Source organism: Streptomyces sp. NPDC028907 (assembly GCF_055564995.1).
Map to the genome: position 1 here is coordinate 717233 of NZ_JBVHVE010000003.1, position 23136 is coordinate 740368.

Below are 23136 nucleotides of genomic sequence, written 5' to 3' on the forward strand. Positions count from 1 at the left end.
CCCAGTTGTGGACAACCGGGCCACTCCCGAGGGTGCCAGGGTGCCATCCCCAGGGTGTGGATTACTTGTTCTCGTTTCCGACGGTCGCTCGCTCCGCCCCGCCGCTCGCGACGGGGCGGTCCCGACGGCTACTACTTCGTCTCGACCGCGTGGCCACCGAACTGGTTCCGCAGCGCCGCGATCATCTTCATCTGCGGAGAGTCGTCCTGCCGGGACGCGAACCGCGCGAACAGCGACGCGGTGATCGCCGGCAGCGGCACCGCGTGGTCGATCGCGGCCTCCACAGTCCAGCGTCCCTCACCGGAGTCCTGTGCAAAACCCTTGAGCTTGTCCAGGTGCTCGTCCTCGTCGAGGGCGTTCACCGCGAGGTCCAGCAGCCAGGAACGGATGACCGTACCCTCCTGCCAGGAACGGAAGACCTCCCGGACGTCCGTCACGGAGTCGACCTTCTCCAGCAGCTCCCAGCCCTCGGCGTAGGCCTGCATCATCGCGTACTCGATGCCGTTGTGGACCATCTTCGCGAAGTGCCCCGCGCCGACCTTGCCGGCGTGCACCGCGCCGAAGTCACCCTCGGGCTTGAGGGCGTCGAAGATCGGCTGCACCTTGGCCACGTTCTCCGCGTCGCCGCCGTACATCAGCGCATAGCCGTTCTCCAGGCCCCACACGCCGCCGGAGACCCCGCAGTCGACGAAGCCGATGCCCTTGGCCGCCAGCTCCCCGGCGTGCCGCTCGTCGTCCGTCCAACGCGAGTTGCCACCGTCCACGACGACGTCACCGGGCTCCAGCAGCTCGGCGAGCTCGTCGATGGTCGACTGGGTCGGGGCACCGGCCGGGACCATCACCCAGACCACGCGCGGCCCGGGAAGCTTGCCCACAAGCTCTTCCAGGCTGTGGACATCTGCGAGGTCCGCGTTGCGGTCGTATCCGACGACGGTGTGGCCCGCGCGGCGTATCCGCTCGCGCATGTTGCCGCCCATCTTGCCGAGGCCGACGAGACCGAGCTCCATCAGTTGTTCCTTAGGTTGCTGTGGCGTGTGGGGCACCTTCGTACCCATGCATGAGCCTAAACCCGGACGCACGCGCACATCCGTGGGCACAGGCGCTCATACGTACGCCCTCACCTGCGGGTTCTCCCACAGGCCGGCGTTCACTTCTCCACCGGCCTGTGGACAACTGTCGGCTGCTCAGCCGCTCAGACGCACCGGCATGATCAGGTACTTGTAGGCCTCGTCCGCCTCGGCGTCCAACGCCGGCTTGCCGCTGAGCAGCGCGGGCTTCGTGGACGTCGTGAAGGACAGCTGGGCGATCGGGGAGTCGATGGCGCTCAGACCGTCCAGCAGGAAGGTCGGATTGAAGGCGATCGAGATGTCGTCGCCCTCCAGCTGGGCGTCAACCCTCTCCACAGCCTGTGCGTCGTCGCTGGAACCCGCCTCAAGGATCAGCACACCCTGCTCGAAGCTCAGCCGCACCGGGGTGTTGCGCTCGGCGACCAGGGCCACGCGCTTGACGGCCTCCACGAAGGGGGCGGTCTCGATCACGGCGACGGAGTTGAACTCCGTCGGGAACAGCGTGCGGTACTTCGGGAGGTCGCCCTCCAGCAGACGGGTCGTCGTACGACGCCCGGCCCCCTCGAAGCCGATCAGTCCCTCGCCCGCACCCGAGCCGGACAGTGCCAGCGTGACGCTGTCACCGCTGGTGAGCGCCTTGGCGGTGTCCAGGAGCGTCTTGGCGGGCACCAGGGCGACCGCGGAGGCCTCCGGGTTCTCCGGCTTCCACAGGAACTCGCGGACCGCGAAGCGGTAACGGTCGGTGGACGCCAGCGTCACCGTGTCGCCCTCGATCTCGATGCGCACGCCGGTCAGCACGGGCAGCGTGTCGTCACGGCCGGCCGCGATGGCGACCTGGGCGGCCGCGGACGCGAAGACCTCGCCGGGGACGGTGCCCGTGGCGCTCGGCATCTGCGGCAGCGCCGGGTACTCCTCCACAGGCAGGGTGTGGAGTGTGAACCGCGAGGAGCCGCAGACCACGGTCGCCCGTACACCGTCTGTGGAAATCTCCACCGGCCGGTTGGGCAGAGCGCGGCAGATGTCCGCGAGCAGACGGCCCGAGACCAGGACCGTGCCCTCCTCCTCGACCTCCGTCTCCACGGACACCCGTGCCGAGACCTCGTAGTCGAAGCTGGACAGGCTCAGCTGGCCGTCCTCGGCCTTGAGGAGGAGGCCGGCGAGGACAGGCGCCGGCGGACGGGCCGGGAGGCTGCGTGCCGCCCAGGCCACTGCCTCCGCGAGTACGTCGCGTTCCACCCGGATCTTCACTGTTGCCGCCTCCTGCTGTTGCCGGCGCTTCTCGCTCTGCCTGGCCCTCGTCGTCTGTCTCTGTGTCGTCGGCCCCTGTGAGGGGAAGGACACCGGGGACCAGTCTGACGCACGGCACTGACAGTAGGTGCCTCTCGGGGTCAAGTCGTGACGAGGGGCAGCCGGGAGCCGGACAGCGAGTTGTGCACAGGACCCTCTTCGAAACGAATTCCCAGCTCTCTCTAGTTGGGAGTAGTAGTAGGGCCTGTGGATACCGTGGATAACCTCGTTTGCCCAGCTCAGAGCGGAGATTTTGTCCACGGGGCCTGTGGGTGACGGCGGTGGACAACTCAGGGTTTCTGTGGAGAACGGAAAGTTCTGCACACCCCGTGCACAGGCTGGGGCGACTTCTCCCCAGTGCCGTCCCCAGCTTTACCCACCTTTCCCACAGCCCAACCCGGCACCTTCGTGTGACGCCTTTCACTCGGGGTGGTGAGATGGCGCGTCGTGTTGCCGAACAGTGGACAGCGGTGTGGAGAAGATGCGGATCGCTGGGGACAACTGGCCACAGCCTGTGGGTTGCCGGTGGACAACTTGATGCACAGCCTGTGGATCTTCTCGCTGTCCACAGTCTGTGGAGATCGTTCGTCCACGAATCCACAAGCAGTTGACCTGGTCTGATGGTCTTTCAACAGACAGCTCTGTGGACACAGTCTGGACAACTTTCCAGTCCCCAGGGTGTGGACGCCAGAAAGTCACCGAATCTGTGGAGAGTGGCCGTAACCCGGCAGGTAATCGAACAGCCGGTGTCCGGACGTTCGGCCGTGGCATGACGAAGGGCGCCCCCGGAACCTTCTCCGGGGGCGCCCTCGGCGTCGTACGACGGTTCTTGCGGCCGTTGCTCGGCCCGCTCGGTCAGCCGTTCTTGATGCGGTTGGTCAGCTCGGTGACCTGGTTGTAGATGGAGCGTCGCTCGGCCATCAGATTGCGGATCTTGCGGTCGGCGTGCATGACCGTGGTGTGGTCGCGGCCGCCGAACAGTGCGCCGATCTTGGGCAGGGAGAGGTCCGTGAGCTCGCGGCACAGGTACATGGCGATCTGGCGGGCCGTGACGAGTGCGCGGCCGCGGGAGGTGCCGCACAGGTCCTCGACGGTCAGGCCGAAGTAGTCGGCGGTCGCGCTCATGATGGCCGTGGAGGTGATCTCCGGAGCCGAGTCCTCTCCGCCGGGGATCAGGTCCTTCAGGACGATCTCTGTCAGGCCCAGGTCGACCGGCTGCCGGTTGAGCGAGGCGAAGGCCGTCACCCGGATCAGGGCGCCCTCCAGCTCGCGGATGTTGCGCGAGATGCGGGAGGCGATGAACTCCAGGACCTCCGGCGGGGCGTTGAGCTGCTCCTGGACCGCCTTCTTGCGGAGGATCGCGATGCGCGTCTCCAGCTCGGGTGGCTGGACGTCGGTGATCAGGCCCCACTCGAAACGGTTCCGCAGCCGGTCCTCCAGCGTGACCAGCTGCTTGGGCGGCCGGTCGCTGGAGAGCACGATCTGCTTGTTCGCGTTGTGGAGCGTGTTGAAGGTGTGGAAGAACTCCTCCTGCGTCGACTCCTTGTCCGCGAGGAACTGGATGTCGTCGACGAGCAGGATGTCCATCTCGCGGTAGCGCTTGCGGAAGCTGTCGCCCTTGCCGTCGCGGATGGAGTTGATGAACTCGTTGGTGAACTCCTCGGAGCTCACGTATCGCACGCGTGTGCCCGGGTAGAGGCTGCGCGCGTAGTGCCCGATCGCGTGCAGCAGGTGCGTCTTGCCGAGGCCCGACTCCCCGTAGATGAAGAGGGGGTTGTACGCCTTCGCGGGCGCCTCGGCGACGGCGACCGCGGCCGCGTGGGCGAAGCGGTTGGAGGCGCCGATGACGAACGTGTCGAAGAGGTACTTCGGGTTCAGTCGCGCGGTGGGTTCGCCGGGGCCGGGGGCCGGTGCGGGCTGTGCGGCCAGGGGGCCGGGGGCGCCGGTGGTCGGCAGATTCGCGCCGACGGGGCCGCCGCGGTGCACATGACCGGAGCCGGGGGGCGGGTCGGGCAGGTCGCGGCGTGGGTCGCGGTCGTAGTCGGCGCGCGGCTGGTCGTAGTCCGGCCGCTGCTGCTCGTACTCGGGGCGGTGCTGGTCGTGGTCAGGACGGTGCTGCTCGTAGTCGGAGCGGTGTCCGTCGTAGGACGGCCGTTCCATCCGCTGCGGCCGGTAGTCCTGCGTGGGTGCGCCGTAGGAGTCCTGTGCGTAGGAGTCCTGGGACGGCGACGCGTACGGGTCTCGCTCCGGGAAGCCGAGTCGCTGCTGCTGCCAGCCGTAGTCGTCCTGTGTCGGGCGGGGCCAGCTGCCGGGGCTGGGCTCGGGGCGCTGGTACTCGCTGGGGTAGGCCGGGCGGGCGGTGGGCAGCGGGTCGTTGGGTGCGCCGTTCCCGCGGTCGTCGGCGCGGTGGCGGCCGTAGCCGTCGTACGAGGGGAGCTCGGGCTCCTCGTAGCGCGGCTGGGGCGGGGTGGGGGGCGCCGGTGGGGCGGGGGGTTCGCCGGCGGAGTCGTCGACGGTGATCGCGATGCGGATCGGGCGGCCGCATTCGCGGCTCAGGGTCTCGCTGACGATGGGGGCCAGACGGCCCTCCAGTACGCCTTTCGCAAATTCGTTCGGTACGGCGAGGAGGGCGGTGTCGGCCACCAGCGCGAGCGGCTGGCAGCGCCGGATCCAGTGCTCGTCCTTGACCTCGACGCCCTGCCCGCGGCCCTCACCGAGAAGCTGCTCCAGTACTCGTGGCCACACTGCGGCAAGATCGGCAGGTACGTCAGCCACAGGGCACGCTCTCTCACGGGTCCCACGAACGTGTGATGGTGGGACGGGTCGGGATTCAAAAGGGGTGGAGCCAGAATCAAGGGGACAAGGGAACGAATCGGAGTTCAGCCACGGTAGTCAGGGCGGCGGGTGCGGTTCAAGTTGTTGTCCCCAGCCTGTGGATAGTGTCTCCCCGTGACCTCTGGTTTGACCGGATGGCGTAGCCGCGCGTACCGTAACCAGGTCGAGTTGTCGATGGCTGCTGCCGCCTGCCTCCGATGGGCACAGATCGCCTCGGGTGATCGGGAAGCGGTGCACTCGGGCGTAACGCGAGCTACTCGTGGGCGCACGGTGACAGCCAGGACGGCACCCGCCGAACACCGATTTCTTTCTGGAGCCCCCGAGTGAGCAAGCGCACCTTCCAGCCGAACAACCGTCGTCGCGCGAAGACCCACGGCTTCCGCCTGCGGATGCGCACCCGCGCTGGCCGCGCGATTCTCGCGAACCGTCGTGCCAAGGGTCGCGCCAGCCTGTCCGCCTGATCCTGATCAGGTCATGACGTCGTGCTGCCCACCGAGAACCGGCTGAGGCGGCGCGAGGACTTCGCGACCGCGGTACGACGAGGTCGCCGGGCAGGCCGCCCGACGCTCGTCGTCCACCTTCGCAGCGGTGCCATGGACCCGCACGCGCCTGGGGAGAGCGCTCCCTCGACGCGTGCGGGTTTCGTCGTGAGCAAGGCTGTGGGCGGTGCGGTCGTACGGAACAAAGTGAAGCGCCGGCTTCGCCATCTGATGCGCGACCGAGTCGACCAGCTGCCCCCCGGTAGCCTGGTAGTCGTACGAGCGCTGCCCGGTGCGGGTGGCGCCGACCATGCACAGCTGGCCCGAGACCTGGACGCCGCTTTGCAGCGGCTCCTGGGAGGGGGCGCGCGATGAAGTACCCACTGCTGGCTCTGATCAAGCTGTACCAGTGGACGATCAGTCCGCTGCTCGGGCCGGTGTGCAAGTACTACCCGTCGTGTTCCCACTACGGCTACACGGCGATCGACCGGCACGGTGCGATCAAGGGCACGGCGCTCACCGCCTGGCGCATCCTGCGGTGCAACCCGTGGTCGCTGGGTGGTGTGGACCATGTTCCGCCACGCAAGCGCCCGCGGTGGCACGAGTCGCTGCGTAATGCGTGGCGTGCACGGAAGGGCGGGCACTCCGCCGCCGAAACGGCCACCGAGGAGAATGTTCCTTCGAGCCCGGCCGCAGAGACCTCGTCCCATGCGCAAGGAGCATGATTAGTGGACACGATTGCCAGCCTCTTCAGCTTCATCACGACACCCGTCTCATGGGTCATCGTCCAGTTCCACAAGGTGTACGGCGCCATCTTCGGCCCTGACACCGGGTGGGCCTGGGGCTTGTCCATCGTGTCCCTGGTGATTCTGATCCGTATCTGCCTGATTCCGCTCTTCGTGAAGCAGATCAAGGCGACCCGGGCCATGCAGACGCTCCAGCCCGAGATGAAGAAGATCCAGGAGCGCTACAAGAACGACAAGCAGCGTCAGTCCGAAGAGATGATGAAGCTGTACAAGGAGACGGGCACCAACCCGCTCTCCTCGTGCCTTCCCATCCTGGCGCAGTCGCCGTTCTTCTTTGCCCTGTACCACGTGCTCAACAGCATCGCGAACAACGACACCATCGGTTCCATCAACCAGAGCCTGTTGGACAGCGCGCAGAAGGCTCACATCTTCGGGGCCCCGCTCGCGGCGAAGTTCACCGACAGTTCCTCGAAGGTGGAGGCGCTCCAAGCCACGCTCACCGACGTTCGGATCGTCACCGCGATCATGATCATTCTGATGTCGGCGTCGCAGTTCTACACGCAGCGTCAGCTGATGACGAAGAACGTCGACACCACGGTGAAGACGCCGTTCATGCAGCAGCAGAAGATGCTGATGTACGTCTTCCCGGTCATGTTCGCGGTCTTCGGTATCAACTTCCCGGTCGGTGTCCTCGTCTACTGGCTGACCACCAACGTGTGGACCATGGGCCAGCAGATGTACGTCATCCACAACAACCCGACCCCGGGTTCCAAGGCCCAGGCCGCGTACCTGGAGCGTCTCACCAAGCACGTCACGCAGCACGGCAAGGCCCGCAAGCGCAGCGAGCGCGTGATCATCAAGGCGATCGTCGCCAAGGGCCGTGACCGCAACGACTACGAGCGCAAGTTCATCAACGGCCTGAGCAAGGCGGGTCTCGCTGCGCAGACCGACGGCAGCGTGGTGAAGAGCGAGGGCGCCGTCGCCACCGTGACAGAGGACGGTACGCCGACCACGGCTGGTGCGCCCAAGCGCCAGCAGCCGAAGCGGCAGAGCAAGTCCCAGCGGCAGTCCGGCGGTGCGAAGCAGGGCGGTGAGCCGACCACCTCGCTTCAGAAGTCCGACGATCCCGAGGACGCCAAGCCCGGCGCTGCGAAGTCCGACGCTGCGAAGTCCGACTCTGCCAAGAAGGCCGCGCAGAAGCCCGGCGGCGGTACCCGCAGCAAGGCCCAGTCCGGGCAGCGCAAGGGCGGCCCGCAGCGTCCCAAGTCCCCGTCCAAGAAGTAAGAAGGAGCCCATCCCGTGACGGAAGGCACCACCTCCGCCGCTGCCGAGGGTGCAGACACCCTGACCCGCCTGGAGCAGGAGGGTGAGATCGCGGCGGACTACCTCGAGGGTCTGCTCGACATCGCCGATCTCGACGGCGACATCGACATGGACGTCGAGGCCGACCGCGCCGCTGTCTCGATCATCAGCGACGCGGGCAGCCGAGACCTGCAGAAGCTGGTCGGGCGTGACGGCGAGGTGCTGGAGGCACTCCAGGAGCTCACGCGCCTGGCCGTGCACCGGGAGACCGGGGACCGCAGCCGGCTGATGCTGGACATCGCGGGCTACCGGGCCAAGAAGCGTGCCGAGCTCTCCGAGCTGGGCGCCAAGGCCGCAGCCGAGGTCAAGAGCACGGGCGAGCCCGTGAAGATGAAGCCGATGACGCCGTTCGAGCGCAAGGTCGTGCACGACGCGGTCAAGTCCGCGGGCCTGCGCAGCGAGTCCGAGGGCGAGGAACCGCAGCGGTTCGTCGTCGTGCTCCCCGCCTGATCGGCCCGTTCGTTCCCCCGGCCCCGTCTGCACGCAGGCGGGGCCGAACTTTGTCAGCCTGATAGTTCTGGTGGTTCTGGTGTCGGCGCTCGGTGCGCCGACGGTACGGAAGGACGGTCCCCGTGACGGAGGCAGCGGAGCTTCCCCCTGCGCCCGAGCAGGCACGTGAGGTGTTCGGCGATCGCTACGCAGATGCGGTCCGCTACGCCGAACTGCTCGCTGAGGCGGGTGTGCAGCGCGGTCTGATCGGCCCGCGTGAGGTGCCCCGCCTGTGGGAGCGGCATCTGCTGAACTGTGCGGTGCTCTCCGAGGTGGTGCCGGAGGGGGTGACCGTGTGCGATGTCGGCTCGGGCGCAGGCCTGCCTGGCATTCCTCTGGCCCTCGTCCGGGAGGACCTGAAGATCACGCTGCTTGAGCCGCTGCTACGACGCACCAACTTTCTGACCGAGGTGGTGGAACTGTTGGGCCTCGATCACGTGACGGTGGTACGTGGCCGTGCCGAGGAGGTCATGGGGAAGCTGACGCCGGTGCACGTTGTCACCGCCCGTGCCGTGGCGCCGCTGGACCGACTGGCCACCTGGGGAATCCCTCTGCTGCGACCGTACGGCGAGATGCTCGCCCTCAAGGGCGACGCTGCCGAAGAGGAGCTCAAGAGCGCCTCCACGGCGCTGAGCAAGCTCGGCGCCGTGGAGACGTCCATCCTGCACGTGGGCGAGGGAGTAGTGGATCCGATGTCCACCGTCGTCCGCGTGGAGGTCGGGGAGAGCCCGGGAGGTGTGCGTTTCGCGGCGAAGCGTGCGAAGGCGGCCCGGTCGACCCGGGCACGGCGCAGGCGCTGACGGGAGCCGAACGCCGCGTATCGCTTTTTAAGCAAAAGAGGTGCCCGTCCCGGGAGTTATCCCCTGGGGCGGGCACCTCTCTTTTATGTTTCCGGACTCCTGATCAACAGGCTCCGAATTTACCGGTCCTTGCAGTAGTCCCGGGCCAGGGAGATGGAGCGGCAGACCCTCTTGATGGTCACCGTGCCACCGTCGCCACTGTACGTCGTGGTGCCCTTACCCTTCTTGTTCCACAAGGTGAAGATCTTGTCGCCATGGCCGCTTCGGGTGTACTGCACGTAGACCTCGTTGTCGTCGTCGCCAAGGTCCTTGACGGCGGCAACGCCATGGTCACTGCTGGTGCGGTATCCGTGTCCCCAGATGGCCTTGACGTCCTGGTCGGCGAAGGCCGGCGTGGTGACGCTCAGCATTCCGACGCCGACGAATATGGCAGCCGCGCGCGCGAAATTCCTGCTCTTCATGGTGCTCCCCGTGATGTCTTGCTTTTTGGTCAATACTCAATGAAGCGGAAAGTGCGCGAATGCGCTACCTCATAAAGAGGACCGGATTGGTCGACGCCCGGAGCCCCCCGTTTCATCTCGCACCCTACCTCGTTGATTCGTCAGCGAAATTTGCGCGATAAATACCTTGAGATGCATTTGGGCTGTATGGCGTGAGGGTGTTTCTGCCTGAATGATCACTATCGTTCCGCCCTGTGAGGGGTGACAGCTGTGGCAGACGTCTCATGTGTGGCTCTTGGAGGGTGTGGTGACCCTCTTGGATGCCTAGGGCGTACTCCGTAAAAGGGTACAAACTACTTGCGATGGAGTGTCGTGAGGCATTTCAGGATGACGCTGGCATCGTGTTTCACGTGAAACGTCGCTCACTGCTGCACGGGATCATCAGCCGCGGCCGCGCTGCGGCCGAACCTCGCGACCGACAACCCCTTGGTTCTCTCGGAGAAGGTCCTCCTGATGACACTCCGTCCCCCTTGAGGGGCACGGAGTTGTCCACAGAGGTGGATTTCTCCACAGAACACCAGGCCTCACTGGTTCACGACCCCGAAGACATGGGAGGCTCTGTTCATTGCGAGCCTGAAGTCGAGGAGAGTGAATCCTTGCGGTCCGACGCCAACATCGCGGGACCGATGACCGATCCGGTCCCCGGTCCCCGTACCGAGTCGACGGGGGAGGATGTTTCACGTGAAACACCGCCCCCGATGGACGACACTCCCATCGGTCGTGCTGCCCAACTGGCGGTGGAGGCTCTAGGCCGCGCCGGCGAGGGCCTGCCGCGGCCCGAGCAGACCCGCGTCATGGTGGTCGCCAATCAGAAGGGGGGCGTGGGCAAGACGACGACGACCGTCAACCTTGCCGCGTCGCTGGCCCTTCATGGTGGCCGCGTGCTGGTCATCGACCTCGACCCGCAGGGCAACGCGTCCACTGCCTTGGGGATCGATCATCACGCCGAAGTCCCTTCCATCTACGACGTGTTGGTCGAGAGCAAGCCGCTTGCGGAAGTCGTCCAGCCGGTTCCCGACGTCGAGGGCCTCTTCTGCGCCCCTGCCACGATCGATCTCGCCGGTGCGGAGATCGAGTTGGTGTCTCTGGTGGCGCGCGAAAGCCGACTCCAGCGGGCGATTCAGGCTTACGAGCAGCCGCTGGACTACGTCCTCATCGACTGCCCTCCCTCGCTCGGTCTGCTGACGGTCAATGCGTTGGTGGCCGGGCAGGAGGTCCTGATCCCGATCCAGTGCGAGTACTACGCGCTGGAGGGCCTCGGCCAGCTGCTGCGGAACGTCGACCTGGTCCGGGGGCACCTCAACCCCGTTCTGCACGTCTCGACGATCCTGCTCACCATGTACGACGGCCGGACGCGGCTCGCGTCCCAGGTTGCGGACGAGGTACGTACCCACTTCGGCGACGAGGTGCTGCGGACGAGCATTCCCCGCTCGGTCCGTATCTCCGAGGCGCCGAGCTACGGGCAGACGGTGCTGACCTACGATCCGGGATCGAGCGGTGCCCTGTCGTATCTTGAGGCGGCACGAGAAATCGCGCTGAAGGGTGTGGGCGTCAGTTACGACCCGACGCACGCCCACTTCGGCGCTCAGAGCAATCCGAGCATGGCGGAGGGGATCCAGTGAGCGAGCGACGGAGGGGGTTGGGCCGTGGTCTCGGCGCACTGATCCCTGCTGCACCGACGGAGAAGACGGTGCCTCCTGCTGCGATGGGAGGCGCTGCTTCGTCCCCGACTGCCGTTCCGGTGCTGAGTGAGCGCGGGGTGGCCGCGGCCAAGGTGGCCACACTGCCGCATGTTTCACATGAAACCGAGGAGTCGGCACCCCACGGTGCCGTGGAGACGCCCGCGCCTCCCATGGGCGCCCACTTCGCCGAGATCCCCCTTGAGGCGATCACGCCGAACCCGCGGCAGCCGCGTGAGATCTTCGACGAGGATGCGCTGCAAGAACTGGTCACCTCCATCCAGGAGGTTGGTCTCCTCCAGCCGATCGTCGTACGGCAGATGGGCCCCGCACGCTACGAGCTCATCATGGGCGAGCGGCGCTGGCGGGCCTGCCGTGAGGCCGGCCTCGAGGCGATCCCGGCGATCGTGCGGGCCACGGACGACGAGAAGCTTCTCCTGGACGCCCTCCTGGAGAACCTGCACCGGGCTCAGTTGAATCCGATCGAAGAGGCGGCTGCCTACGATCAGCTGCTGAAGGACTTCAACTGCACGCACGACCAGCTGGCGGACCGCATCGGCCGTTCGCGCCCGCAGGTCTCCAACACCCTGCGTCTGCTGAAGCTCTCGCCGAAGGTCCAGAACCGGGTGGCCGCGGGAGTGCTCTCCGCCGGGCATGCGCGGGCGCTCCTCTCCGTCGAGGACCCGGAGGAGCAGGAGCGGCTGGCCTACCGGGTGGTGGCCGAGGGACTTTCGGTCCGCTCGGTCGAAGAGATCGTGACCCTGATGGGTTCCCGTCCGCAGAAGGCCCAGCGTTCCAGGGGGCCGCGGGCCGGCTCCGTGCCCTCCCCAGCGCTGTCCGACCTCGCGACCCGTCTCTCGGACCGTTTCGAGACGCGGGTGAAGGTCGAGCTGGGCCAGAAGAAGGGCAAGATCACCGTCGAGTTCGCCTCCCCGGACGACCTCGAGCGGATCCTCAGCACACTCGCTCCGGGCGAGAAGCTGGCCCTTCAGAAGAGTCTCCTGGACGGTGACGCGGACGACACCGAGCTCTGAGCTCGGCCCGCCGGGGCTCCGCCCGGCTACCCATGCGGGCCGTGTCCGGTGTGTACCGGAACACGGCCCGCACTTTGCTTTCTGGCGGTATCGAGGGAATCGCTTCGTGGATACGATGCGTTCGGGTATGGCGCATCCACCTGGCAAGACCTCTTAGGGGAGGCGGGGTCCATGCGAACGGTGAGCCGCACCGGACTGGTGAGCGCGGGTCTTGGGCTGGGCGCGGTCGGCGGCTTCGTCGGCAGCCTGCTCAAGGAACGGAGCGCCTTGACAGCCGCCCGCGATGCCGCGGGCGAGGGAAGCGAGGAACAGCCTTCATGGGGCGTCGGCTCGTACCGCTCACGCTGGACAACCTTCCGGACCTTCCCAAGCGCTGCCGCGCGTGCGTCTTCTGGGAGTTGGACCCGGTCAGCGGTGAAGCCGCGGTAAAGGCCGGAACCGCCGCTCTGGAGAAGGAAGCCTGGATCTCCGCCGTCCTGCTGGACTGGGGATCCTGCGGTCGTGTCGTCTACGTCGACGACGTGCCCGTGGGCTTTGTGCTCTACGCTCCGCCGGCTTATGTGCCACGAGCGACAGCGTTCCCCACGAGCCCCGTGTCGCCGGACGCGGTGCAGTTGATGACCGCGTTCATCATGCCGGGCTACCAGGGGCAGGGACTGGGCCGGGTGGTGGTCCAGACGGTCGCCAAGGATCTGCTGCGGCGGGGCTTCAAGGCGATCGAGGCGTTCGGGGACGCGCGCTGGAAAGAGCCGGCGTGTGTGCTGCCTGCCGACCATCTTCTGGCCGTGGGCTTCAAGACGGTGCGCCCTCACCCGACCTTCCCGCGTCTGCGGCTGGAACTGCGGACGACGCTGTCGTGGAAGGAGGACGTGGAGATGGCGATCGACCGGTTGCTGGGGGCCGTACAGAAGGAACCGGCGTTGAGGCCGCTCTAAGCCGTCCAAAAGCGAATGGGCCAACCCTCTCGGGTTGGCCCATTCGTGTTTCACGTGAAACGTCACTCGGCGATGAAGTCCTCGAGGTCGCGGACGATCGCGGCCTTCGGCTTCGCGCCGACGATGGTCTTGGCGACCTCGCCGTTCTGGTAGACGTTCAGCGTCGGGATGGACATGACGCCGTACTTGGCGGCCGTACCCGGGTTCTCGTCGATGTTCAGCTTGACGACCTCGATCTTGTCGCCGTACTCGGAGGCGATGGCCTCGAGGGACGGCGCAATCTGGCGGCAGGGGCCGCACCAGGCGGCCCAGAAGTCCACCAGGACGGGCTTGTCGCTCTTGAGGACGTCCTGCTCGAAGGAGTCGTCGGTCACGTTCTTCAGGGTGCCGGCCACGGCGGGCTCCTTAACTGTGTGGTGCGTGGGGCGGATGGGGGTGAGGCGGGGGTCAGACAGCGGTCTTCTCGGGCTCGGCCTGCTCCTCGTCCGCGAGGGCGGCGAGGAAGCGTTCGGCGTCGAGAGCGGCGGAGCAGCCGGTACCGGCGGCGGTGATCGCCTGGCGGTAGGTGTGGTCGACCACGTCACCGGCGCCGAAGACACCGGTCAGGTTGGTGCGGGTGGAGGGGGCGTCGACCTTGAGGTAGCCCTCCTCGTCCAGCTCCAGCTGGCCCTTGAACAGCTCGGTGCGCGGGTCATGGCCGATCGCGATGAACAGGCCGGTGACCGCCAGGTCCGAGAGTTCACCGGTCTTGATGTTGCGCAGCTTCAGGCCGGCGAGCTTCTGGTCGCCCTGGACCTCGGCGACCTCGCTGTCCCAGACGAACTTGATCTTCGGGTCGGCGAAGGCACGGTCCTGCATCGCCTTCGAGGCGCGCAGAGTGTCACGCCGGTGGACGATGGTCACCGACTTGGCGAAGCGCGAGAGGAAGGTGGCCTCCTCCATCGCGGTGTCGCCGCCGCCGATCACGGCGATGTCCTGGTCCTTGAAGAAGAAGCCGTCACAGGTGGCGCACCACGAGACGCCGCGACCGGACAGAGCGTCCTCGTTCGGCAGACCGAGCTTGCGGTGCTGCGAGCCGGTGGCGACGATGACGGCCTTGGCCCGGTGGACCGTGCCCGCGGTGTCCGTGACGGTCTTGATCTCACCCCTCAGGTCGACGTTGACGATGTCGTCCGGGACGAGCTCGGCTCCGAAGCGCTCGGCCTGGGAGCGCATGTTGTCCATGAGTTCGGGGCCCATGATGCCGTCCTGGAAGCCCGGGAAGTTCTCCACCTCGGTCGTGTTCATGAGCGCACCGCCGGCGGTGACGGCCCCCTCGAACACAAGCGGCTTCAGCGACGCGCGCGCGGTGTAGAGCGCCGCCGTGTAGCCGGCGGGCCCGGAGCCGATGATGATCACGTTACGGACGTCGCTCACAGCTTGATTCCTCGTCTCTGGACTGCGTCGTCGGACCGGGGAGAGTCCCTTTCAGAACTCTCATCCCACCCAACGGATCCTAAGGGGCGCGCATTCCCACTGTGTCCGGGCACACGGTGACGCCACACCGTAGGGGTTGCCAGGCCAGACGGAGGCGATACCACCGGGTCCTCAGGAACGCGCGTAGGACTCCTGCAGAAGGATCTTGGCCTTGGTGGAGGACGGGTGCCTCACACAGGTCGCGTCCATCACGTAGACGGTGACTCGACTGTCGTTGGTCGCATGTGGCAACACGACGAGGAGAGCGTCCTTGCCCTTGTAGACACCTTCCTCGGTGGCGAGCGCCAGGTCGTCGCGGCCGATGCCCTTCCTGACGCATTCGGGCACCGTGATCTCACGCAGGATCTGAGGGCTCTTGGTGTCGGGTCCGCCTTGCGTACCCAGACTGCGGTCCGGCTTCTGGGAGCTCCCTGGGGAGCTCTCGTTCTTGGCGAGGAGATCGGCGACCTGCGTCTCCAGCTTCGCTGCGGAGAACGTGTCGGTGGCGGTCTGCCCGCCGTCGGCGGTGGGGCCCGCCCCTCCGCCCATCAGTGAGGTCAGCAATACCGAGCCGAGGCCCAGGGCGGCGGCCGTGAACGCGGCGCTGAGGAAGGCGACCTTGCGTCGCCCTGCCTTCTTGCGATTCTTGCGGCCGGGGCCGGCGGTGGAGGAGCGGGCGTGGCCCACCGGACGGTCTGCCGTGGCCGATGTTTCACGTGAAACATGCGCGCTGTCGTGTGCACCGGAGACCGGGAGGGTCTCCCTGGCGCGGGGTGCCGCTGCGGTGTCATCGGGCGCCGTAGCGTTCAAGAGTGCCTCTGCGGCGAGAGCGGCGTCGATGCGGCCTGCGACATCCGCGGGCATACGCGGAGGGCCGGGCACGACCCCCAGCAGGTCCCGGATCTCCTCCAGCGAGGCGTAGACGTCCGCGCACAGCTCGCACTGCTCCAGATGCCGCTGTACGTCGGCAGTCCGGGACGGGGAGAGAAGGCCCTCGGTGAGGTCGGAGATCTCGGCGACGTCCGGGTGCCCGGCCGTGTCCGTCGTGGCTGTCACGCTCGCCCACCTCCGCCCTTCACTGCAGCTGAATCACTTGGCCCGGTATCTCGCGGATCCGTGACCGGTGGCCTGGTGGCCTGTGGATCCGCTGCCGGTGGGACGGATGTCCCCTGCGTCCGGTTCCGCCTCTCATCCGAGTCCTTGCCGCCACTGGCGCTTTCGGGCCTCAGATGCGTGAGCAGAGGCAGGAGTCTGGCTCTGCCGCGTGCGCATCGGCTCTTGATCGTGCCGGTGGGCACATCGAGTACGCGGGCCGCTTCGGCGACCGGGTAGCCCTGCATGTCCACCAGGACGAGCGCCGCTCGCTGGTCCGGGGGCAGGGTGCCGAGCGCCTCCAGGAGCTGGCGGTGCAGATCGTTGCGCTCTGCCGGAGCGGATGCCTCCTCGTGGGGCTCCAGCAACTGCTCCAGGCGCTCGGTGTCGTCGACGGGGGAGGTCTTGCGGGAGGCCGCCTTGCGGGCACGGTCCAGGCAGGCGTTCACGGTGATCCGGTGCAGCCACGTCGTGACGGCGGACTGGCCCCTGAAGGTGTGGGCGGCCCGGTAGGCGGAAACAAGGGCGTCCTGGACGGCATCAGCGGCCTCCTCGCGGTCGCCCAGCGTCCGCAACGCCACCGCCCAGAGCCGATCCCGATGCCGCCGCACGAGCTCACCGAAGGCGTCGGGATCGCCCTTCACATGGAGGGCCAGGAGATCCTGGTCGCTCACGTCGCGCTGAGCGGCACCATCTGTCATCGGACCCCCTCCCCTTGGATCGGTCAGTTCTAGCCGGTGAACTTCAGGTCGGTGATGGCCTGCTTGAATCCGGCGTCGCTGTACTGGTCCCCGTCCGCATGGGGCATGGCGGTGAGCCATACGAGAACGTACTGGGTCTTCGCCGGCTTGGTGACCTTCACCGTCGCACTGGTGCCGCTCGTTGTGACGGTGCCGATCTTTTCCATCGAGTCCAACGACGAGGGCGTCAGGGAGTCCGAGGCGTACAGGGAGACGGTCGTGTGATCGCCGGGGTACAGCAGCCCTATCGAAGCGGCCGACACTGTCTGAGCCGAGCCGAGGTCGTAGACGATGCCGACACCAGGCTTGTAGGCGGGGTTCATGTCAGGACCGTCGACGAAGCTCTTGCTGCGCCAGTACGTCGAGCTGTTGCCGTCGTACGTCTTGCCTACATCCTCCGGCGCCTGGGCCCCGCCCTTGGCGACGAACTCCTGGGCGTTCTGAATCTCTATCGGCTTGACCGGCTTGGCCTTGCCGCTGCCCTTGTCATTGTCGTCCGTGGTCTGCGTCTGGTTGCTGTCCTCGGACTTGCCGCCCTGGTCCATGAGCGCGTCCGCGAGCTGCCAGCTGCCAAGGCCCAGGGCGGCGATGAGGAGGGCCGAGACGGCCCACTTCAGTGCCTTGCCCGTGCGGCTCTGCAGCGGAGGCGGCGGGGTCGGTACGGGCTGGGTGGCGCCAGGGTGCGACGGCTGGCGGCCGTAGTTGCCCTGCTGGTACGTCGTGCGCTGATAGTCCGGCGGGGCCGTGAAAGCGGGCTCCGGCGGGCGGATGCGGGGCATCTCGCCGATCGCCTTCACCAGTTCCTCCGGCGTCGTGCACGCGGACTCATGGCGGGACGCCGTCGCGCCGTCGTTGACCAGCGCGCGCATGGCGAGCTCCGACAGGCCGCGGTGGACGCCGGCACGCACCTGGTCGGGGGCGATCAGACCGACGTCCTTCGGCAGCCCGGACAGGCCGTAGGCGTCGCTCTCGTACGGCCAGCGCTGGGTGAGCGCGGCGTACAGCAGGGCGCCGATGGCCTCCGTGTCGGTGCGCTGCGGGGTGTCGGAGCTGATGCCGCGCAGCGCGGCGTTCACCGCGAGACCCCTGATGCGCCACTGGCCGGTCGACGTGCGCAGCACGGCGTTCGGGTTGAGCCGGAGATGGGCCAGGCCCTCGCGGTGGGCGGCGGCCATGGCCGCGGACACCTGGGTGACCATCTGGTAGGCGTCGTAGACCTCCAGTGGGCCCGCGGCGAGCAGGGTGCTCATCTCGGTGGCGTCGGGGAGCCACTCGTGGACGACGTAGACGAGGTCGTTCTCCTCGACGGCGTCGAGGACCTGGACGAAGCGGGGGTCGCCGAGAAGCGCGGAGGAGCGGGCCGAGGCCAGGACGGACCGGGCCCGTGCGTGGTCCGCGGGCAGGATGTGGACGCCGACGGCGCGACGGAGCTTCTCGTCGACCGCACGCCAGCTGCTGAAACCGTCCAGACGGGTGACGCACTCCTCGAGGCGGTAGCGTCTGGCGAGTTTGTGACCGCTGTGCAGTTCGGGCGGTGAGGCCTTTCCGGGACCCTCGGTCCCGCCACTCCCCTGTGCCTCGTCGATGTCCGTGTCCCGCTCCCGATTCTTGGCCACCCCGTCGGCCGTGGACTGGTCCGCCTGAGCGGTCAGCGGCTCGTCGCCGCTGTTGTCTGCCACGTCGACGGCAGCCGTGCTCCGTTCCGCCACCGTCGTTCCTGCCTCCCCATCCATTGCGCGCCGTCAGACTCCGTGCGCGCCGTCCGACGCCGAACCAATTGTGCCCACAGTCCGCCGCTATGCACGACACACGATGGCGGACGATGGTTGTGCGCGTACCCCCGCCTCAGCGACCCAGGCGTCCGCGCACCATGCCGACCAGTGAGTTCAGTTCCTCGATCCGCATCCGGCGTGCGGCGACGAAGAAGATCCCGAGCAGCACGGCTCCGCCGGCCAGCAGGGCGGCGAAGGAGCCGAGAACGCCCTGCCCCAGGCTTTGGGCGATGCCGTAGCAGGCCGCACCGCTCAGCAGCGCCGCCGGCACCGATGCGATGCAGAGCCTGGCGTACGTCCGCATCACGCGGGCACCGTCGAGGTCGCCGCCGAGCTTCTTGCGCAGTCGGCTCCAGGCCACGCCGACACCGATCGCGTAGGCCAGTCCGTACGAGGCGGCCATGCCGACGACGGCCCAGCGGGCCGGGATGACGAAGTAGCAGAGGGCGGAGGCGGCGGCGTTGACGGCGGCCACGATGACCGTGTTGTAGAAGGGGGTCCGGGTGTCCTCGTAGGCGTAGAAGGCGCGCAGGACCACGTACTGCACGGAGTACGGGATCAGGCCGAGGCCGAAGGCCATCAGCATGAAGCCCATGTTCGTGGCCTCGCTCGCGCCCGAGGTGCCGAACATCAGGGTGCACATCGGGATGCCGAGGGCCAGGAATCCGAAGGCGATGGGGACGATCGCGACCGCCGTCGTCCGCAGCCCCTGGGAGATGTCGTCCCGGACGGCGCCGCTGTCACCCTCGGCCGCCGAGCGCGACAGGCGCGGCAACAGGGCGGCCATCAGAGAAACGGTGATGATGGCCTGTGGCAGACCCCAGATCAGCTGGGCGTTGGCGTAGGCGGCGAAGCCGGTTCCGTCGACGTCGGAGTCGACTCCTGCGGCGGTGGACAGCTGGGTGACCACGAGGGCGCCCGCCTGGTTGGCGAGGACGAACAGGATCGTCCACTTCGCGAGCATCGCCGCCTTGCCGAGACCGTGGCCCTTCCAGTCGAAGCGCAGCCGCAGCCGGAAACCCGTCTCGCGCAGGTAGGGGATCATCGCCAGGGCCTGGACGACCAGGCCGAGCAGTACGCCGATGCCGAGGAGGCGCTGACCCTCCGGCGGGATGTTGGTGACGGCCATGCCGGAGCGCTCCGCGGTGCCGTACACCCAGAGGAACATCCCGAGTGTCACGATGATGACGATGTTGTTCAGGACCGGTGTCCACATCATCGCGCCGAACTTGCCGCGGGCGTTGAGGATCTGGCCCATCACCACGTGGACGCCCATGAAGAAGATCGAGGGCAGGAAGTAGCGGGTGAAGGTGATGGCGACCTCGTTGGCGGCGGGGTCGTTGGCGACGGGGGTCGACAGGGCCTTGACGAGGAGTGGTGCGCCGACCATCGCGAGTGCGGTGAGGGTGGCGAGCGCCACCATGACCAGGGTCAGCAGACGGTTCGCGTAGGCCTCGCCGCCGTCCTCGTCGTCCTTCATGGCGCGTACCAGCTGCGGAACGAAGACCGAGTTGAGGCCGCCGCCGACGGTCAGGATGTAGATCATCGTCGGCAGCTGGTAGGCGACCTGGAACGAGTCGCCGAGCAGGCCGAGGCCCAGCGCCGAGACGATCATCATGGACCGGACGAAGCCGGTGAGGCGGGACACCATCGTGCCCGCGGCCATCACGGCGCTCGACTTCAGCAGACCGCCGGCCCGCCCACCCTTCTTCGCGGCGGCGGGCGCGGCGGCAGGAGCGGGCGCCGGCGGGCTGCTCTCGGCCGCGGCAGGCGGCGGAGCTCCCTGGTACGGGCCCGCGGTCGGTGCCGGGGACGGCCCCGGGACCACGGGCGGCTGGTACTGCGGATGACCGCCCTGTTGCTGGTCCCGGAAGAGGTGTGCGAAGGCGTCGTGCTCGGGACGTTCCTCGGTGGAGTGCGTGACGAGGTCGTCGACACCCACGTACTGGGTCGTACGGTGATCGTCGCCGTACGGCAGGTACTGGGTCGGGCCCTCCGGCTCGGGCGCCGGGGTCTGCGCCCACACGTGCGGGTCGGGGGCGTACGGCGACTGGGGTGGCTGGGCGTACAGCGCCTGGGGTGGCTGGTAGGTGCCCGGCGGGGGCGGCGGGTGGGCGGCGCGGTCGTACAGCGCCTCGGCGACCGGGTCCTGGGCGGAGAGGTCCTGGGCCCGGTAGGGGTCCTGGTCGTAGGCGTCCTGGAGGTACATGTCCGCGGGGTGCTGCGGCGGTACCTGGCCGTGCTCGGGCGGCGGGCCCTCGGGGTGCCCCGAGGGGCCCGCGGGCTGGCCGCGGTCACCGTCGTACGGCGCGTTCATGGTTACCCCACCTCATCGTCCCGGGCCCACCGGCCACGACATCGCTCAACGGTCCACTCTCTCACCCGTGCCGGACGGGTCGGTGCTTTCCGCTGCGGTGTCCGGTGCAGGGTCACTCGGCTGCTCCGGCGCGTCTGCCCGGATACCGGTGTCCGACTCTTCCTTGAGGAGTTCCTCGGGCGTGAGACGGTCCGCGGGGCCTTCCGGGTTCTGCGGATCGCCGTCGGTCTCGCTCGTCTCCTGGGAACCCTCCTCCTCGGCCGCCCGGGCCGCCGCACGCTTGCGCTGCGTGTACATACGGAACCCGGCGAGGACGAGCAGAAGGAAACCGCCACCGATGACCAGCATCACGGTGGCCGTGAACTCGGTGACCTTCACGTCGAAGGTGACGGGTGCGCCGTAGGGCTGGCCGTCCTCTGTGAACAGCTGGGCGACGACTGTGGCCTGGCCGTTGGCCTGTGCCGACGTGGTGAACTTCACGGTCTGGCTGTGTCCGCCGGAGACCGCCACACGCTGTTGGGAGAAGGCCTCGCCGCCGATCTCGAGGCGCCTCGGGCTCTTTGAGGTGAGCCGCAGCACCAGGTGGTCGACGCCTTGGACCAGATTGTTCTGCACGGTCACGGGGATCATGGCGCTGCGTCCGGAGAGCTTGGTCTCCGACTTGTCGATCAGCGTGACCTGTCCGGCCAACGAGTCGACGTAGGCCTCGATGCCATTGCGGTAGTCCGCGGCCTCCGCTGAGCGGCTGCGCCACGACGTGGACATCGCGCGGTTCATGGCCCGACCGAAGGGGGTCACCACCCGGGACTTGTTGGTGAGGATCACCTTGAACTTGTCGAGCTTTTCCTGCGTCGTGGCGATCTGCTCGAAGGCCGATCGCGGCAGTTGCTGCTTGCGCAGCGAGGAGGGGTACTTGGACGCCGCCGGCACCGTCGTGGTGGCGCCGGAGTCCGGCTTGGCCGTGGCAGCGGCCGTGAGGTCCTGGGACTGGGTCCACGTGCCGCCCTGGAGTGCCGTGACCGCCTCGGCCATCGTCTGGGCCTGGCTCGTCGTGGGCATCCGCTGCGGGGCGACGACGATGCTGCGCTGTTTGTCCGTCTGGTGGTTGAGGGCCAGGCTCAGGGCGAGGAAACGCTGCACGGCGAGCGTCGAGTTCGACGCCTTCGTCAGGTCGCCCTGGAACGCGGTCGACATGCGCGCGTCCGCGACGACCGCTGTCGTGCCGCCGCCGATGGGGCGGGCCGCGGAGGGTGTGTAGGTCAGGCCGCCGGTCTCCACGAGGCTGTCGCTGCGGGCGATCACCTTGTCCGCGCCGGCGGACGTGGCGACCTTGACGATGGACGGGTCGACGGCGCCGTTCACAGGCCAGGCGAAGTCGGTGGACGGCTGCACGTGGAGGATGGAGTCGACCGTGTCTGCGGCGACGTCGGTGGCCTCCTTGAGGTGGTTCAGGGAGCCGGTGACGTTGGTGCCGTTGTGCGCCAGGGACGCCAGGTCGGGGTCGGCGAAGGGCAGGGCGACCACTTCCTTGTCCTGCACCGCGTCCTGCAGCTCGGCCAGCCACTGCGTGGCGACCGTCCGATAGGTGCCCGGCCTGGTCGTGTCACCTTCGCCCTGGACGCGGTAGCTCTCCGTCATGGCGTCCACCGAGGCCAGCAGGTCCGGGTCGATCACCCAGGTGACGTCGAGTTCCTTGCCCAGCGACACGAGCTGTTGCAGCCGGCCGCCCGGGGAGATCTCCTTGGCGAGGTCGTCGTCACGGAAGACCGGCGTCTGCGACTCGTCCGACCCCGTCTGCGCCGTCATGTGCGAGGTGGACATGAGCGGCCACAGAACGGTCGTCCGGGTCTGCGCGTCGGCGGTGTCGGGCTGCCAGGGCAGGAACGTCCGCTGGATGCCGAGCACCTGGTCCCAGGGCCGCGCGGCCGTCTCGCCGGACAGGGAGACGGCGAACTCGTAGACACCGTCCGCGCCCAGGTCCAGCTTGTCGACCGGTACGGAGATGCTGAAGTGCTGGGAGACGCCGGGAGTGAGCTTGGCGAACTTCTCGACGTATTTGCCGCCCACCGGGGACCCGTCGAGGCCCTCCTGGTAGGCGGTGCGTCCCGCGACCGTGTCGATGGCCGAGCGGGTGTTCACGGCCGACCCCGGGCGCAGGTCCACCTGAGCGTCGGTGACCGCCTGCTTGCCTTCGTTGGTCACCGTGCCGGACACCGTGAGGGTGTCGCCCTCACCGGGAACGGTGGGGGTGAGCGAGTCCACGGCGACGGCCACCGTGCCCGAGCCGGAAGCGGCCTTCAAGGAGCCCTGTTCGGCGGCGTGTGTGGGGGCGGCGGCAGGCAGCTGGAGCAGACCGGCCAGCAGAGGCGCCCCGGCGAGCAATGCTCCGGTGCGCCGCATCCACCGGCGGGCAGGTGAGGGACTCATCCCCTGGAAGTCTGCCGCCTCGGCCACGCGCTCGCCCGTCCCTCGTCGTCGTCAGTGGTCGTCGGAATGTGCGTCCACGCATGGTAACGATGTGCGCTGAGAGGAAGTGCCGCGGTCTCA

General features: G+C 67.8%; 20 protein-coding genes. 9 read left to right on the forward strand and 11 right to left on the reverse strand.

The features are described 5' to 3' along the window. Positions 1-131 precede the first annotated feature (131 nt). From gnd to dnaA, 3 genes are all read right to left on the reverse strand, one after another. Entirely contained in the window at positions 132-1007 is an 876-nt protein-coding gene (gene gnd / locus ACZ4UU_RS12525; protein WP_468039099.1) for a phosphogluconate dehydrogenase (NAD(+)-dependent, decarboxylating), read from the reverse strand. A 177-nt stretch (positions 1008-1184) separates the two neighbouring features. Then, the gene (gene dnaN, locus ACZ4UU_RS12530; RefSeq protein ID WP_468039101.1) at positions 1185-2315 is read right to left on the reverse strand and encodes a DNA polymerase III subunit beta; all 1131 of its coding nucleotides are present in this window, start codon (positions 2313-2315) and stop codon (positions 1185-1187) included. Between the two features lie 894 nt (positions 2316-3209). Then, entirely contained in the window at positions 3210-5129 is a 1920-nt protein-coding gene (gene dnaA, locus ACZ4UU_RS12535; protein WP_468039102.1) for a chromosomal replication initiator protein DnaA, read from the reverse strand. 383 nt (positions 5130-5512) lie between these two features. On the opposite strand from dnaA, the gene rpmH reads away from it, so the two are divergent. The 6 genes from rpmH to rsmG all read left to right on the forward strand — a co-directional run bounded on the left by rpmH (position 5513) and on the right by rsmG (position 9065). Beyond that, positions 5513-5650 (forward strand): 50S ribosomal protein L34, encoded by a 138-nt coding sequence (gene rpmH, locus ACZ4UU_RS12540; protein WP_015659252.1) that lies wholly within the window; start codon positions 5513-5515, stop codon positions 5648-5650. Between the two features lie 21 nt (positions 5651-5671). Beyond that, positions 5672-6043 carry a ribonuclease P protein component gene (rnpA, locus tag ACZ4UU_RS12545; protein WP_468039104.1) on the forward strand — a complete coding sequence of 124 codons (372 nt, stop codon included), beginning with the start codon at positions 5672-5674 and terminating at the stop codon, positions 6041-6043. After that, positions 6040-6393: a membrane protein insertion efficiency factor YidD gene (yidD, locus tag ACZ4UU_RS12550; protein WP_468039106.1), complete on the forward strand. Its 354-nt coding sequence runs from the start codon at positions 6040-6042 to the stop codon at positions 6391-6393. Before rnpA ends, yidD begins: the two co-directional genes overlap by 4 nt. Before the next feature lie 3 nt (positions 6394-6396). Beyond that, entirely contained in the window at positions 6397-7698 is a 1302-nt protein-coding gene (gene yidC / locus ACZ4UU_RS12555; protein ID WP_468039108.1) for a membrane protein insertase YidC, read from the forward strand. A 15-nt stretch (positions 7699-7713) separates the two neighbouring features. After that, positions 7714-8226: a Jag family protein gene (locus ACZ4UU_RS12560; RefSeq protein ID WP_468039110.1), complete on the forward strand. Its 513-nt coding sequence runs from the start codon at positions 7714-7716 to the stop codon at positions 8224-8226. Between the two features lie 122 nt (positions 8227-8348). Further along, positions 8349-9065 (forward strand): 16S rRNA (guanine(527)-N(7))-methyltransferase RsmG, encoded by a 717-nt coding sequence (rsmG, locus tag ACZ4UU_RS12565; protein WP_468039112.1) that lies wholly within the window; start codon positions 8349-8351, stop codon positions 9063-9065. A gap of 119 nt (positions 9066-9184) precedes the next feature. Here rsmG and ACZ4UU_RS12570 read toward each other — a convergent pair whose 3' ends face one another. After that, on the reverse strand, positions 9185-9526 hold the full coding sequence (locus tag ACZ4UU_RS12570; protein WP_468039114.1) for a hypothetical protein: 342 nt from the start codon (positions 9524-9526) through the stop codon (positions 9185-9187). 587 nt (positions 9527-10113) lie between these two features. Between ACZ4UU_RS12570 and ACZ4UU_RS12575 the strand changes: the two genes are divergently transcribed. From ACZ4UU_RS12575 to ACZ4UU_RS12585, 3 genes are all read left to right on the forward strand, one after another. After that, entirely contained in the window at positions 10114-11187 is a 1074-nt protein-coding gene (locus ACZ4UU_RS12575; protein ID WP_079056166.1) for a ParA family protein, read from the forward strand. Beyond that, a complete protein-coding gene (locus ACZ4UU_RS12580; protein WP_468039116.1) occupies positions 11184-12278 on the forward strand; it encodes a ParB/RepB/Spo0J family partition protein in 1095 nt (364 codons plus the stop codon). Before ACZ4UU_RS12575 ends, ACZ4UU_RS12580 begins: the two co-directional genes overlap by 4 nt. 317 nt (positions 12279-12595) lie before the next feature. Beyond that, complete coding sequence (locus tag ACZ4UU_RS12585) at positions 12596-13213, forward strand: GNAT family N-acetyltransferase (protein WP_468039118.1); 618 nt, start codon at positions 12596-12598, stop codon at positions 13211-13213. A gap of 62 nt (positions 13214-13275) precedes the next feature. Here ACZ4UU_RS12585 and trxA read toward each other — a convergent pair whose 3' ends face one another. The 7 genes from trxA to ACZ4UU_RS12620 all read right to left on the reverse strand — a co-directional run bounded on the left by trxA (position 13276) and on the right by ACZ4UU_RS12620 (position 23043). Further along, positions 13276-13608, reverse strand: a complete 333-nt coding sequence (gene trxA, locus ACZ4UU_RS12590; protein ID WP_030049453.1) for a thioredoxin — start codon at positions 13606-13608, stop codon at positions 13276-13278. Between the two features lie 52 nt (positions 13609-13660). Then, positions 13661-14629, reverse strand: coding sequence for a thioredoxin-disulfide reductase (trxB, locus tag ACZ4UU_RS12595; RefSeq protein ID WP_468039120.1), 969 nt, complete (start codon positions 14627-14629; stop codon positions 13661-13663). A gap of 171 nt (positions 14630-14800) precedes the next feature. Further along, positions 14801-15724, reverse strand: coding sequence for an anti-sigma factor family protein (locus tag ACZ4UU_RS12600; protein ID WP_468039122.1), 924 nt, complete (start codon positions 15722-15724; stop codon positions 14801-14803). Beyond that, complete coding sequence (sigM, locus tag ACZ4UU_RS12605) at positions 15721-16461, reverse strand: RNA polymerase sigma factor SigM (protein ID WP_468039124.1); 741 nt, start codon at positions 16459-16461, stop codon at positions 15721-15723. Before sigM ends, ACZ4UU_RS12600 begins: the two co-directional genes overlap by 4 nt. A gap of 29 nt (positions 16462-16490) precedes the next feature. Next, positions 16491-18209: a protein kinase family protein gene (locus ACZ4UU_RS12610; RefSeq protein ID WP_468039126.1), complete on the reverse strand. Its 1719-nt coding sequence runs from the start codon at positions 18207-18209 to the stop codon at positions 16491-16493. A 136-nt stretch (positions 18210-18345) separates the two neighbouring features. After that, positions 18346-20589, reverse strand: a complete 2244-nt coding sequence (gene murJ, locus ACZ4UU_RS12615; RefSeq protein WP_468039128.1) for a murein biosynthesis integral membrane protein MurJ — start codon at positions 20587-20589, stop codon at positions 18346-18348. A gap of 45 nt (positions 20590-20634) precedes the next feature. Next, positions 20635-23043, reverse strand: a complete 2409-nt coding sequence (locus ACZ4UU_RS12620) for a DUF6049 family protein (RefSeq protein WP_468039129.1) — start codon at positions 23041-23043, stop codon at positions 20635-20637. Positions 23044-23136: the final 93 nt, after the last annotated feature.